Source organism: Rhodococcus sp. IEGM 1330, assembly GCF_033142445.1.
Lineage (GTDB): Bacteria > Actinomycetota > Actinomycetes > Mycobacteriales > Mycobacteriaceae > Rhodococcoides.
Window position 1 is genome coordinate 196,496 of the sequence record NZ_JAWLSB010000009.1, and the last position, 13,191, is coordinate 209,686.

General features: G+C 66.3%; 16 protein-coding genes. 14 read left to right on the plus strand and 2 right to left on the minus strand.

From position 1 onward, the window contains the following. The first annotated feature begins 32 nt into the window (after positions 1 to 32). Genes R4P57_RS20630 through hisI form a run of 7 tightly spaced genes read left to right on the plus strand, consistent with a single transcriptional unit; the run spans position 33 to position 4,748 of the window. Positions 33 to 1,151: an MFS transporter gene (locus tag R4P57_RS20630; protein ID WP_317804772.1), complete on the plus strand. Its 1,119-nt coding sequence runs from the start codon at positions 33 to 35 to the stop codon at positions 1,149 to 1,151. Further along, positions 1,148 to 1,777, plus strand: coding sequence for an imidazole glycerol phosphate synthase subunit HisH (gene hisH / locus R4P57_RS20635; RefSeq protein WP_094612626.1), 630 nt, complete (start codon positions 1,148 to 1,150; stop codon positions 1,775 to 1,777). The genes R4P57_RS20630 and hisH overlap by 4 nt, the downstream gene beginning before the upstream one ends. Continuing rightward, complete coding sequence (locus R4P57_RS20640; protein ID WP_317804696.1) at positions 1,774 to 1,980, plus strand: hypothetical protein; 207 nt, start codon at positions 1,774 to 1,776, stop codon at positions 1,978 to 1,980. The genes hisH and R4P57_RS20640 overlap by 4 nt, the downstream gene beginning before the upstream one ends. A gap of 56 nt (positions 1,981 to 2,036) precedes the next feature. Further along, positions 2,037 to 2,771 (plus strand): bifunctional 1-(5-phosphoribosyl)-5-((5-phosphoribosylamino)methylideneamino)imidazole-4-carboxamide isomerase/phosphoribosylanthranilate isomerase PriA, encoded by a 735-nt coding sequence (gene priA, locus R4P57_RS20645; RefSeq protein ID WP_317804698.1) that lies wholly within the window; start codon positions 2,037 to 2,039, stop codon positions 2,769 to 2,771. A gap of 7 nt (positions 2,772 to 2,778) precedes the next feature. Continuing rightward, complete coding sequence (locus R4P57_RS20650; RefSeq protein ID WP_317804699.1) at positions 2,779 to 3,609, plus strand: inositol monophosphatase family protein; 831 nt, start codon at positions 2,779 to 2,781, stop codon at positions 3,607 to 3,609. Next, a complete protein-coding gene (gene hisF, locus R4P57_RS20655) occupies positions 3,606 to 4,379 on the plus strand; it encodes an imidazole glycerol phosphate synthase subunit HisF (protein ID WP_317804700.1) in 774 nt (257 codons plus the stop codon). Before R4P57_RS20650 ends, hisF begins: the two co-directional genes overlap by 4 nt. Before the next feature lie 15 nt (positions 4,380 to 4,394). After that, on the plus strand, positions 4,395 to 4,748 hold the full coding sequence (gene hisI / locus R4P57_RS20660) for a phosphoribosyl-AMP cyclohydrolase (protein ID WP_317804701.1): 354 nt from the start codon (positions 4,395 to 4,397) through the stop codon (positions 4,746 to 4,748). On the opposite strand, the gene R4P57_RS20665 is transcribed toward hisI, so the two are convergent. Further along, a complete protein-coding gene (locus R4P57_RS20665) occupies positions 4,739 to 5,260 on the minus strand; it encodes a MarR family winged helix-turn-helix transcriptional regulator (protein ID WP_317804702.1) in 522 nt (173 codons plus the stop codon). The two genes, hisI and R4P57_RS20665, sit on opposite strands and share 10 nt — an antisense overlap. A 154-nt stretch (positions 5,261 to 5,414) precedes the next feature. Then, a complete protein-coding gene (locus R4P57_RS20670) occupies positions 5,415 to 5,876 on the minus strand; it encodes a peroxiredoxin (RefSeq protein ID WP_094612620.1) in 462 nt (153 codons plus the stop codon). A gap of 56 nt (positions 5,877 to 5,932) precedes the next feature. On the opposite strand from R4P57_RS20670, the gene R4P57_RS20675 reads away from it, so the two are divergent. The 7 genes from R4P57_RS20675 (at position 5,933) to R4P57_RS20705 (ending at position 13,158) form a co-directional block, all read left to right on the plus strand. Next, positions 5,933 to 7,501, plus strand: a complete 1,569-nt coding sequence (locus R4P57_RS20675) for an anthranilate synthase component I (RefSeq protein ID WP_317804703.1) — start codon at positions 5,933 to 5,935, stop codon at positions 7,499 to 7,501. Further along, positions 7,498 to 8,154: a TIGR02234 family membrane protein gene (locus R4P57_RS20680; RefSeq protein ID WP_317804704.1), complete on the plus strand. Its 657-nt coding sequence runs from the start codon at positions 7,498 to 7,500 to the stop codon at positions 8,152 to 8,154. Before R4P57_RS20675 ends, R4P57_RS20680 begins: the two co-directional genes overlap by 4 nt. Positions 8,155 to 8,233: 79 nt before the next feature. Beyond that, positions 8,234 to 9,043 (plus strand): indole-3-glycerol phosphate synthase TrpC, encoded by an 810-nt coding sequence (gene trpC / locus R4P57_RS20685; RefSeq protein ID WP_037192691.1) that lies wholly within the window; start codon positions 8,234 to 8,236, stop codon positions 9,041 to 9,043. 135 nt (positions 9,044 to 9,178) lie between these two features. After that, positions 9,179 to 10,450: a tryptophan synthase subunit beta gene (trpB, locus tag R4P57_RS20690; RefSeq protein WP_411742406.1), complete on the plus strand. Its 1,272-nt coding sequence runs from the start codon at positions 9,179 to 9,181 to the stop codon at positions 10,448 to 10,450. Further along, complete coding sequence (gene trpA, locus R4P57_RS20695; RefSeq protein WP_317804706.1) at positions 10,447 to 11,250, plus strand: tryptophan synthase subunit alpha; 804 nt, start codon at positions 10,447 to 10,449, stop codon at positions 11,248 to 11,250. The genes trpB and trpA overlap by 4 nt, the downstream gene beginning before the upstream one ends. After that, positions 11,247 to 12,269, plus strand: a complete 1,023-nt coding sequence (lgt, locus tag R4P57_RS20700) for a prolipoprotein diacylglyceryl transferase (RefSeq protein WP_317804707.1) — start codon at positions 11,247 to 11,249, stop codon at positions 12,267 to 12,269. The genes trpA and lgt overlap by 4 nt, the downstream gene beginning before the upstream one ends. Continuing rightward, positions 12,262 to 13,158 (plus strand): TM2 domain-containing protein, encoded by an 897-nt coding sequence (locus R4P57_RS20705; protein ID WP_317804708.1) that lies wholly within the window; start codon positions 12,262 to 12,264, stop codon positions 13,156 to 13,158. Before lgt ends, R4P57_RS20705 begins: the two co-directional genes overlap by 8 nt. The last annotated feature ends 33 nt before the right edge of the window (positions 13,159 to 13,191 follow it).

The window sequence follows — 13,191 nt, forward strand, 5'->3', positions numbered from 1 at the left end:
GCCTGAGCTCCATCCGCGGTCTTCCGGCCGCGATGGCCATGGGCGCGGCGTCGTTCGGCGGCTGGGGATTGCTGCTCCCGGTGGTTCCCCTCGCGGTGTCCCAGTCGGGGGCATCGGACGCGGTGGCCGCTGCCAGCACCGCGATCTTCATGGCCACGACGGTGATCACTCAGTTGTTCGTGCCGAGCATGCTGATGCGAGTCGGCCATCGTGCGGTTCTGGCTGCCGGGTGTCTGCTCCTCGGGTTGCCTGCACTGCTGTTCATCGTTTCCGTCGAGGCCGTACCGGCGCTGGCGGTGTCCGCGCTGCGGGGCACCGGTTTCGGACTGTTGACGGTCGCCGGTGCCGCCATCGTCGCCGAGCTCGCTCCGACAGCGCTGCTCGGCCGGGCGACGGGCGCGCAGGGGATCGCTGTCGCCTTGGCTCAGATGGTCACGCTGCCACTGGGTCTGGTGATTTTCGCGGCGAGTCCGACGGCCGTGTTCGTACTCGGTGCTCTGGTGCCCGCAGCAGGCCTGATCGGCGTGGCGCTGTTGCCGCCGACCCGACCCGCGCCGCAGCCGCCCAGGATCGAGCGGGTTCGTCTCGACGTGCGTCAATTTCTGGTGCCGTGTCTCGTCGTGGCCTCGGTGTCCGCGGCCTACGGGGGAATCACCAGTCTGTTGCCCATCGCCGAGTCGAACCGAGCCGCGATGATCGGACTCGCACTGGCCGTTGTCAGTGCCGCGATGCTCGTCGGGCGTTACGCCGCGGGGTCGGTGGCGGACCGCATCGGAATCGGACGCTCTGTGTTTCCGGCGCTGGTGTCGGCGGCGATCGGTATCGCTCTGTTCGCGCTCGCTGCGCTCGGCGGAATGCCCGCGGCGCTGTTCTTCGTCGCAGCCGTCCTGTTCGGAATCGGGTACGGCGCATGCCAGAACGACAGTCTCGTGATGGCGTTCGACGCAGCCGGTCCTGCCCGCTACAGCAGCGCGAGTGCCGTCTGGAACATCAGCTTCGACGCGGGTACCGGGGCGGGCGCACTCGCCCTCGGTGTCCTGGCGACAAGTGTGGGGTACACCGCGGGATTCAGCGCAGCCGCTGCCACGGTGGTCGTCGTCGCGGCGGTGGCGCTCATCGCGAGACCACGCCCCGATAGACTTCCCGCATGACTTCTGTGGTGTTGCTCGATTACGGCTCGGGCAATCTGCACTCGGCGAAGAGGGCTCTCGCCCGGGTCGGTGCCGATGTGACCGTGACCTCGGACTTCGACGAGGCCCTGAATGCAGAAGCGCTGGTCGTTCCCGGTGTCGGTGCGTTTGCCGCCTGCATGGAAGGTCTGCTGGCGGTGAAGGGCGAGCGCATCATCGGGCGTCGTCTGGCCGGCGGACGCCCCGTGCTGGGCATCTGTGTAGGAATGCAGATCCTGTTCGACCGCGGCGTCGAGTTCGGGGTCGAGGCGGACGGGTGTGGGGAGTGGCCGGGAACGGTCGAGCGTTTGCAGGCCGAGGTGCTGCCCCACATGGGGTGGAACACCGTCGAGGCACCGGAGAAGAGCGTGCTGTTCGACGGCATCGATCCCGAGACCCGGTTCTACTTCGTCCACTCCTACGCCGCGCAGCAGTGGGAGCTCGAACCGAGCGACACCATCGCCGCCCCGTTGCTCACCTGGGCCGATCACGGCGGCCGGTTCCTCGCCGCGGTCGAGAACGGCGCGCTCTCGGCCACCCAGTTCCACCCGGAGAAGTCCGGTGACGCCGGGGCCGCGCTGCTGGAGAACTGGGTCCGATCGGTGTGAGCGACCGCGAGTTCTCACTCGGGCGCTTGGCCTTTCGAGCCCTCGGTGCGGCTGTGGCCGTGCTGGCCCTCGCGACGGCATTGATCGCTGTGCTGCAGCCGAGTGCCGGGGTAGGTCTGGTCATCGCGTTGGCCGGTGTGGTCGGCGCGATCGCGGCCATGGGTGTGGTGTCCACGCGCATTACGCGCAAGGAACTCCGGTAGGACCACAGACGACCCGTTTTGAGTTCACGGCCGCTCGGCCCGTAGCATAACCGCACGTGAGCCTGGTCTTATTGCCTGCTGTCGATGTCGCAGGCGGCGAAGCTGTCCGTCTCGTTCAAGGAGAAGCAGGAAGCGAAACGAAGTACGGGTCGCCTCGCGACGCCGCACTCGCGTGGCAGAACGACGGTGCCGAGTGGGTCCACCTCGTGGATCTCGACGCTGCGTTCGGACGCGGATCCAACCGCGAGCTGCTGGCGTCGGTCGTCGGCGAGCTCGACGTCAAGGTGGAGCTGTCGGGCGGAATTCGTGACGACGAGTCGCTGCGCGCGGCGCTGGCGACCGGTTGCGCGCGAGTCAATCTCGGCACCGCAGCCCTGGAGGATCCGCAGTGGTGCTCCCGCGCGATAAGCGAGTTCGGCGATCGCGTCGCCGTCGGTCTGGACGTGCTGATCGTCGACGGAGCACCGCGGTTGCGCGGCCGCGGCTGGGTGAGCGACGGGGGCGATCTATGGGAGGTTCTCGAGCGGCTCGAACGCGACGGGTGCTCGCGCTACGTCGTCACAGACGTCACCAAGGACGGCACGTTGACCGGGCCCAACCTGGAACTGCTCGCCGATGTGTGCGCCAAGACCGACAAGCCGGTCATCGCATCGGGCGGCGTGTCCACGATTGCAGACCTGGAAGCGATCGCCGGACTGGTCGACCGCGGTGTCGAAGGTTCCATCGTCGGAAAGGCGCTGTACGCCGGACGTTTCACGCTCCCGGACGCCCTCGCTGCGGTGTCTCGGTAGCGCAGTAATGACCCTTCCCGAGGAACCGACTCGTCTGCTCGAGATCGCCGGTGGTTTGCTCGACGGCATCCACGATCGGTTCGTCGCCGGCGTCGGCGCACCGAGCGCAGTGCAGAAGGGCCCCGACGACTTCGCCACTGCAGTGGACCTGGAACTCGAGCGGCGGCTCAGTGCGGAATTGTTCGAGGCCACCGGAATCGCCGTTCACGGTGAGGAGTTCGGGGGACCGGATCTGAACTCGGGACTCGTCTGGGTGCTGGACCCGATCGACGGCACCTTCAACTACTCGTCGGGATTGCCCTCGGCCGGAACGCTGTTGGCGTTGCTCGACGATGGCGAGCCGGTCCTCGGGCTCACCTGGCTGCCGTTGGTGGATCAGCGTTTCGCCGCTGTGGCAGGCGGCCCCCTGTTGCTCAACGGCGTCGTCCTTCCGGCGCTGCAGCCGAAAGCGTTGCGCGAATCCATGATCGGGTTCGGTGCGTTCAACGTCGCCAGCCGCGGTCCTCTGCCTGGTCGGTTCCGATTTCGCATTCTCGAAGAGTTGTCGATGCATTCCTCGCGACTGCGGATGCACGGTGCCACCGGGGTCGATCTGGCCTACACGGCCAGCGGAGTCCTCGGCGGCGCGGTGGTCTTCGGTCACCGTGCCTGGGACAATGCAGCCGGTGCGCTGCTGGTGCGCGCGGCAGGCGGAATCGTCACCGACCTCGCGGGTGAACCATGGACGGTCGACTCGGCGTCGGTCCTCGCAGCTGGACCAGGAGTGCACGACGAATTGCTGAAGGTGATCACCGAACTCGGTGATCCCGTCGACTATCTGGAAGGACCGGTGCGATGAGCGTCGCGGTCAGAGTGATTCCGTGCCTCGACGTCGACGCCGGACGCGTCGTCAAGGGAGTCAACTTCGAAAACCTCCGTGACGCAGGCGATCCCGTGGAGCTCGCGGCCGCCTACGATGCGCAGGGGGCCGACGAACTGACCTTCCTCGATGTCACCGCGTCGACGTCGGACAGAGGCACGATGCTCGACGTCGTCAGCCGCACCGCCGAGCAGGTGTTCATCCCGCTCACCGTCGGCGGGGGAGTGCGCACCGTCGCCGACGTGGATCGACTGTTGCGAGCCGGGGCGGACAAGGTCAGTGTCAACACCGCTGCGATCGCCCGACCGGAGTTGCTGCGCGAGCTCAGCGAACGGTTCGGCTCACAGTGCATCGTGCTCTCGGTCGACGCCCGAACCGTCCCGCAGGGGCAGCAGGACACCGCGTCGGGCTGGGAGGTCACCACTCACGGCGGCAAACGTGGCACCGGCATCGACGCCGTCGAATGGGCGGTACGTGGTGCAGAACTGGGCGTTGGGGAGATCCTGCTCAATTCGATGGACGCCGACGGAACGAAGGCCGGATTCGATCTGCCGATGATCGCTGCAGTCCGGTCCGCGGTGCACGTGCCGGTGATCGCCAGCGGCGGAGCGGGCGTCGTGGAACACTTTTCGCCGGCAGTGCACGCCGGAGCGGACGCGGTTCTTGCCGCGAGCGTCTTCCACTTCGGCGATCTCACCATCGGCCAGGTCAAAGATGCGATGCGCGCCGAGCACATCGTCGTTCGATAGCGAAGAGGATTACCGATGACACTCGACCCGACGCTGTCCGCGCGGCTCAAGCGCAACGAGGCCGGACTGTTCAGCGCCGTCGTGCAGGAACGGTCGACCGGTCAGGTACTGATGGTCGCCTGGATGGACGACGAGGCGCTCTCTCGAACTCTCGAAACCCGCAAGGGCACTTACTATTCCAGGTCCAGGCAGCAGTACTGGGTCAAGGGTGAGACGTCGGGTCACACGCAGTACGTGCACGAGGTTCGGCTCGATTGCGACGGTGACACCGTGCTCCTGGTCGTCGATCAGACCGGCGCGGCGTGCCACACCGGCGCTCACACCTGTTTCGATGCCGACGTCCTGTTGGGCCCCGACGCTCAGGCGTGACCGGTTCCTGCTGCTATTCCCTTGTCCAACTGCGCCAGCAGAGTCGAGCTCAGGGTGGCGAGCTCGCCGACCTCCGACTCGGACAGACCGTCGAAGATCAGCGCCTGCACGGTGGCGACGTGACCCGGTGCCGATCCGACGACCTTGTCCATTCCGGCGTCGGTCAGCACCGCATAGGATCCTCGGCTGCCCGGGATGCTCTCGCGCCGAACCCACCCGGCTTTCTCCAGCTTGGTGATCACGTGTGACAAGCGTGAAAGTGACGCGTTGGCGTATTCGGCCAGATCCCGGAGCTGGATGCGGCGCTGTGGGTTCTCGCTGACCACTGCGAGGACGAAGTAATCGAAGTGAGTCAGCTGCGCATCGCGTTGCAGCTGCGCGTCCAGAGCTGCCGGCAACCGAGTGACCAGAGCGACGAGTGATCGCCACGCCTGCTGTTGGCTCTCGGTGAGCCAGCGGGCATCCACCATATCCTCGGGTGTCGCCTCCTTCGGTGTAGCCGGCGTATCCATCGCGGGGAACCTCTCGATCTCTGGGTCGTTCCTGCAGGCTCCACTGCTGTGTCTCTGGGTCGTTCCTGCAGGCTCCACTCCTATACAGATAGTTGTGGTCTGCACATGATGCCTCGAGGTTCCCCCCACCCGAGGCATCGCGTCGGACAGTGCTCTACGTGCGGTGTGCCCGCAGGTACTCCAGAGCCTTGTCCGCATGGGCTTCGAACCGTACTTCGCTCGAGAAGGTCTCGAGGACCTTCCGGTCGGTGCCGATGACGAACGTCGCGCGCTTGACCGGGGAGAGCTTGGCCAACAGACCGCGCTTGACGCCGAATGCTGTGGCGACGGTGCCGTCCTCGTCGGAGAGCAGTGGGTAGTCGAAGGACTTGGCGGCGGCGAACTCTGCCTGCTTGGCGACGGCATCGGCACTGATGCCGACGCGGGTTGCTCCGACCTCGGCGAACTCCGATGCCAGGTCCCGGAAGTGGCATGCCTCGGCGGTGCAACCGGGGGTGAAGGCAGCGGGGTAGAAGAACAGCACGATCGGACCGTTCGCCAGCAATTCGGTCAGTGTTCGGGTCTCTCCGGTCTGATCCGGCAGGGAAAAATCGGGAACGAGCTCGCCTGGTTTCATGCTGGGCAGGTTACCGCGAGCGACGACCCTCGCGCCGAACCTGGGAGGATGGAGCGATGCACGGCGAGACGACCACCGACCCCAGCCCTACCCCCGACACCGAGAACTCGGACTCGACCACCTCGCGCGAGGTGTTTCGGCAGCTCGCCGCAGAGCACCGCGTGGTGCCCGTGACGCGAAAGGTGCTCGCCGACTCCGAGACTCCTCTGTCGGCGTACCGCAAGCTCGGTGCCGACCGACCCGGAACCTTCTTGCTCGAGTCCGCACAGAACGGCAGTTCGTGGTCCAGGTGGTCGTTCATCGGTGCAGGCGCGCCGGCGTCGCTCACGGTCATCGACGGTGAGGCCGCGTGGCGCGGCAACGTCCCCGCGGGGGTGCCGAGCGGCGGCGACCCTCTCGAAGTGCTGGCGCGGACATTGGAGCTGTTGCACTCGGAGCGGTTGCCCGGTCTGCCCCCGTTGACCGGCGGCATGGTCGGCTACCTCGGATACGACTCGGTGCGGCGCATCGAGAAGTTGCCCGAGCACGCGCAGGACGACCTCGGTGTTCCGGAGTTGGTCATGCTGCTGGCCACCGATCTCGCGGCCGTCGACCATCACGAGGGCGCGATCACCCTGATCGCGAACGCGGTGAACTGGAACGGCACCGACGATCGCGTCGACGAGGCGTACGACGACGCGGTGCGTCGTCTGGACCGTATGTGCGCGGACCTGTCGAAGCCCGCTGCCTCCACCGTCTCCACCGTGTCCAAGCCCGCGCCGCAGTTCCGCCGACAGCGCACGTCCGAGGGCTTCGGTGCCGACGTCGCTCGCCTGGTGGAGGAGATCGAAGCAGGTGAGGCGTTCCAGGTGGTGCTCTCCCAGCGTTTCGAGATGGATACCGACGCGTCACCCCTCGACGTCTACCGGATGCTGCGGGCCTCCAATCCGAGCCCGTACATGTATCTGATGCACGTACCGGGGGAGAACGACGAAACGGCCTTCTCCATCGTCGGATCGAGCCCCGAGGCATTGGTGACGGTGGTCGACGGTCTGGCCACCACGCATCCCATCGCGGGCACTCGTTGGCGCGGCACGTCCGAGGAAGAGGACGTGCTGCTCGAGAAAGATCTGCTGGCCGACGAGAAGGAGAACGCCGAGCACCTGATGCTCGTGGATCTCGGACGCAACGACCTCGGACGCGTCTGCGCTCCCGGCACCGTGCGAGTGAGCGACTACCGACACATCGAGCGATACAGCCACGTCATGCATCTGGTGTCGACGGTCACCGGACGGTTGGCCGAGGGCAAGCGCGCCCTCGACGCGGTCAAGGCCTGCTTCCCGGCGGGCACCCTGTCCGGGGCACCGAAGGTGCGCGCGATGGAACTGATCGACGAGCTGGAGCCGACGCGACGCGGCATCTACGGCGGCATCGTCGGCTACCTCGATTTCGCGGGGGACGCCGATACTGCCATTTCGATTCGCACCGCACTGATCAAGGACGGCACCGCCTACGTTCAGGCCGGGGCAGGCGTCGTGGCCGACTCGGTTGCGGAATACGAGGACGACGAGGCGCGGAACAAGGCGATGGCGGTGCTGGGAGCCGTCGCCGCAGCGGAATCGCTCCGTGAGGTCGGCGGCCGATGACCGGTCGCCGCGGGTCGGCCGCTCTACCCGTCGCCCTTCTGGTCGTTGCTGCGGCGTGCCTGTGGGGCGCGTCGAGGATGACGTGGGTTCGGGTGACGTCGTTCGACGGCCTCGGAGAGAGCCGAACCGACGAGCTTCTCGGCAGCACCTGGGCTGCTGCCACGACGCCGCTCGCGCTGGTGCTCGTGGCGGCGATCGCCGCGTCGTTCGCCGTGCGGGGGTGGGCCTCTCGGGTGCTGGCCCTGTTGATCGCGGTGGTGGCCGCGGCGGCCGCGATTCCGGCGGTTCGTTTGCTCACTGCCGGGGCATCCGATTCGGAGTCCGCGGCGCTGGCGGAGCTTCCGGCACGCGCCCAGGTCTCGATGACGGACGTCTCGCTTCTGCCTGCGATCGTCACCCTCGTCGGTGCAGTCTGCGCCTTCGCTGCTGCCGTGGTGTCGATTCGGAAAACGTTTGCCCCGCAGGTACTCTCATCCAAGTACGACGCCCCGGCGGTGCGTCGCGACGAGGTCGCTCGGCGCGCGCGGACCACGGCATCCGGTGCCGGCGTGCAGGACGAGGGAGAGGACCTCACCGAACGCATGATGTGGGACGCGCTCGATGCCGGTGAAGACCCTACCGACGAGTCCGGTACCCGGCGTTCGTCGGATTGAAACGGCCCTCTACGCTAGATCCGACCCCGATGAGATTCCTCACATCGGACGTCGACGCTCAGAAAGGACTGGGGGCACCATGACTGTTCTCGACTCGATTCTCGACGGTGTACGAGCCGACGTGGCCGCGCGTGAATCGGTGGTCGATTTCGCCGCCGTGAAAGCAGCGGCGAAGGCAGCCCCGGCCCCCCTCGACGCGGCAGCTGCCCTCCGTGAGGACGGCATCGGAGTCATCGCCGAAGTGAAGCGGGCGAGCCCGTCCAAGGGCGCGCTGGCAGACATCGGTGATCCGGCCGTTCTGGCTCGCGCGTACGAGCAGGGCGGCGCTCGGATCATCAGCGTTCTCACCGAGGAGCGTCGGTTCCACGGGTCTCTCGCTGACCTCGACGCAGTCCGTGCCGCCGTCTCGATTCCCGTGCTGCGCAAGGACTTCATCGTCGGTCCGTATCAGATCCACGAGGCTCGGGCGCACGGTGCCGACGTGATTCTGCTGATCGTCGCCGCTCTCGAACAGGACGCGTTGACGTCGTTGCTCGACCGCACCGAGTCGCTGGGTATGACGGCGCTGGTCGAGGTGCACACCGAGGCCGAGGCGGATCGCGCCCTCGAGGCCGGTGCCAGCGTCATCGGCATCAACGCCCGCAATCTGAAGACACTCGAGATCGATCGTGACAGCTTCGGCCGCATCGCGCCCGGGTTGCCCAGCGAGATCATTCGAATCGCGGAGTCCGGGGTGCGTGGCACTGCAGATCTGCTCGCCTACGCCGGTGCCGGTGCCGACGCGGTACTCGTCGGCGAGGGCTTGGTCACCGCAGGAGATCCGCGCACGGCCGTCTCGGACCTGGTGACGGCGGGAACGCATCCGTCGTGCCCCAAGCCCGCACGCTGACCCGAACACGGCTGACCCGGCACCCGACCCGAGCGCGGCGGCTGTCCGCCGTTGGGGCACACTGGACCGGTGAGCACCAGCAATTCTTCAGGCACTACGGACGCCCCACAGGTAGTCCGTTTCAAGGGCGCTGATCTGCCGCAGAGCAGCATCGGCCTCACCGATCGCAGCGCGCACGAGCCCGATGTGGGCGGTCACTTCGGTGTCTACGGCGGCAGATTCGTGCCCGAGGCGCTGATGGGTGTGATCGAGGAAGTCACCGCCGAGTACGAGAAGGTGCGCAGCGACAACGAGTTCCTCGGTGAGCTCGATCGGCTGCAGCGTGACTACACCGGCCGACCCTCTCCGGTCTTCGAGGCGACCCGGCTGTCCGAGCACGCAGGCGGCGCTCGAATTCTCCTCAAGCGAGAAGACCTCAACCACACCGGTTCTCACAAGATCAACAACGTTCTGGGCCAGGTGCTGCTGGCGAAGCGGATGGGCAAGACCCGCATCATCGCCGAGACCGGTGCCGGCCAGCACGGAGTGGCCACCGCGACGGCATGCGCCCTCCTCGGGCTCGAATGCGTTGTCTACATGGGTGAGGTCGACACCGAGCGGCAAGCTCTGAACGTCGCCCGCATGCGCTTGCTCGGGTCGAGTGTGGTGGCCGTGAAGTCGGGATCACGAACTCTCAAGGACGCCATCAACGAGGCGCTGCGCGACTGGGTCACCAACGCGGACAACACCTATTACTGTTTCGGTACCGTCGCCGGTCCGCACCCCTTCCCGGTCATGGTGCGCGATTTTCAGCGCATCATCGGCCTCGAAGCGCGGCAGCAGGTGCTCGCCTCCACGGGACGGCTGCCCGATGCCATTGCTGCCTGCGTCGGCGGTGGCTCCAACGCCATCGGAATCTTCCATGCCTTCATCGATGATGCCGATGTTCGGCTGATCGGTTTCGAGGCGGCGGGTGACGGCGTCGAAACCGGTCGTCACGCTGCGACCATCAGCGGTGGAACGCCTGGTGCGCTGCACGGTGCGTACTCCTACCTACTGCAGGACGAGGACGGTCAAACCGTCGACTCTCATTCCATCTCAGCGGGATTGGACTACCCGGGTGTCGGTCCGGAACATTCCTACCTGCACGACATCGGGCGGGCCGAGTACCGCGGAATCACCGACACCGAAGCGATGAACGCCTTCAAGCTGCTGTGCCGCACCGAGGGCATCATTCCCGCCATCGAGTCCTCGCACGCCATCGCCGGCGCTATGACGCTCGGTAAGGAGCTGGGCAAGGGCGCGATCATTCTGGTCAACCTGTCCGGACGCGGCGACAAGGACGTCGACACCGCGGCCGAATGGTTCGGACTGATCGACGGAGACGGCGAACCGAACGTGGACGACGAAGTGGGTATCAAGCCATGAGCAACAACAACTCTCGCCTGTCGGGTACTTTCGCGCAGTGCCGCGCCGAAGGGCGCGCAGCGCTCGTCGGGTATCTACCCGCAGGCTTTCCCACCGTGCCGCGCTCGGTCGAGGTGTTCAAGACGATGGTCGACGCGGGATGCGACATCGTCGAGGTCGGCATTCCGTACTCCGATCCGGTGATGGACGGTCCCACGATTCAAGCTGCAGCGGATGTGGCGTTGAGAGCCGGTGCGCGAGTCAAGGACGTGTTCGCCGTCACCGAGCAGGTTGCTGCCGCGGGTGGGAAAGCGGTCGTCATGACGTATTGGAATTTGGTGCTCAAGTACGGCATCGAGAACTTCGCTCGGGATCTGGCCAATGCGGGTGGGCTCGGAATCATCACCCCTGATCTCATTCCGGACGAGGCCAAGGAGTGGATCGGGGTCTCCGACACCTACGGACTCGACCGAATTTTCCTCGTCGCCCCGTCGTCCACCGAGGAGCGTCTCGTGAGCACCGTCGAAGCCAGCAGCGGCTTCGTCTATGCCGCGTCGACGATGGGCGTGACCGGTGCCCGCGACGCGGTGTCTTCGATGGCTCCCGCGCTGTCGGCGCGCATCCGTGAGCATTCCGACATCCCCATCGGCGTCGGCCTCGGGGTTCGCTCGGGTGCTCAGGCCGCCGAGATCGCCCGGTACGCCGACGCCGTGATCGTCGGTTCGGCGTTGGTCAGTGCCGTCGACAAGGGACTCGACGCCGTGCGTGACCTGACGACGGAACTCGCCGAGGGTGTCCGTTCCGCTAACGTAGCGTCGTGACTTCGACCGCGATCCTGGCCTACATTCCCAGTCCGCCACAGGGGGTGTGGCACGTCGGACCGCTGGCTCTGCGGGCCTACGCCCTGTTCATCATCATCGGCATCGTCGTTGCCGTGGTGTGGGGTGATCGACGCTGGGTGGCCCGAGGTGGAACCAAGGGCACAGTCCTCGACGTCGCAGTCTGGGCCGTCCCGTTCGGTCTGCTGGGCGGACGTCTGTACCACGTGGCGACCGACTGGAAGACGTACTTCGGTCCCGGCGGAAACCCGATCGAAGCGCTGTACGTCTGGAACGGCGGGCTGGGAATCTGGGGAGCGGTGTTCCTCGGCGGCGTCGGTGCCTGGATCGCCTGCCGTCGACGCGGAATTCCGTTGCCCGCGTTCGGTGACGCCGTCGGCCCCCCGATTCTGCTGGCCCAGGCGATCGGCCGCATCGGCAACTACTTCAACCAGGAACTGTACGGACGCGCCACCACACAGCCGTGGGGTCTGGAGATCTACGAACGTGTCGACGCCAACGGACGGCTCGATCCACTCAACGGGATCTCGACCGGTTTCGTGGAAAAGGTGGTGCATCCGACGTTCCTGTACGAGCTGTTGTGGAGCGTCGCGGTCGTCGTGCTTCTGGTTCTCATCGACCGCAAGTACACGATCGGCCACGGTCGATTGTTCGCGCTGTACGTGGCCGGATACTGCGCCGGACGCTTCTGGGTGGAACTCATGCGAGACGACTTCGCCACGACGATCGCCGGCATACGCGTCAACACCTTCACCTCCGCCATCATCTTCGTTCTGGCGCTCGCGTACTTCGTGATCGCCACCAAGGGCCGTGAAGAACCGGCGACGCTGAGGTCGAACGACGACGAGGATCGCGAGGCCGCTTCCGAGGACACCTCCTCGGATGCGGAAGGCTCGCGCCCGACGCCGGCCGACGACACCACGGACGCAGGCACCGTCGACGCGCAGCCCGCTCAGGCGTCCGACAAGAAAGCCGAGGAAGAAGGCAGTACGCGTGGTTGATTTCGACAAGACCCCTCAACCCGATCCCGAACCGGGTTCCACTGCCGATTCGAGCGACGGCGTGACGAAGCCGACTGCGTCGTTCGGCACGCCGTTCGACTACGACGCCACGGCCGAAGCGTCGCTCTCGGAGCCGCCCGGAACCTCGGAGTCCGCGCCCTCGCACGGTCCGACCGGTCCCACGGGCCCGGGGTGGGACACATACTCGGGTATCGGAAACGGGCCGGGTTGGTCCAGCACGCCGAGCTACCCGGCGCCGAGCCCGGACGGCAGTACCGACAATCCGCTCGGCGGATTTCCGGCACCCCCCGGTTACCCACAGCACGAGTACGGCCGGCAGACCGACCCGAATCAGGGTTACGGCCCACAAGGTTTCGGTCAGCAGGGTTACGGCCAGCAGGGTTACGGCCAGCAGGGCTACGGCCAGCAGGGCTTCGGGCAACAGCAGGGTTACGGCCAACAGGGTTACGGCCCGCAGGGTTACGGCCCGCAGGGTTACGGCCCGCAGGGTTACGGCCCGCAGGGTTACGGCCAACAGGGTTACGGCGTACCCCCTGGCTATCCGGGTGGACCCGCGTTCGGCGTGGGCCCAGATGCACCGTACGGGCGCGATCCGGTGACCGGCGTGCCGTTGTCGGACAAGTCCAAGATCGTCGGCGGCCTGCTGCAGCTGTTTCTCGGTTGGTTGGGAGTCGGCCGCTTCTACCTCGGAAGTACCGGAATCGGCATCGCGCAATTGCTCCTGTTCTTCTTCGGATTCCTCCTCACCGCAGCGTTCGGCCTCGGAGTGATTCTGCTGTTGGGGCTCTTCGTATGGCACGTCGTCGACGGCGTGCTGATACTGGTGGGCAATGTGACGGACGCTCAGGGGCGAAAACTGAGAGACTGATGCCCTTGCTGATACTGCATCGGAAGTAAGGGA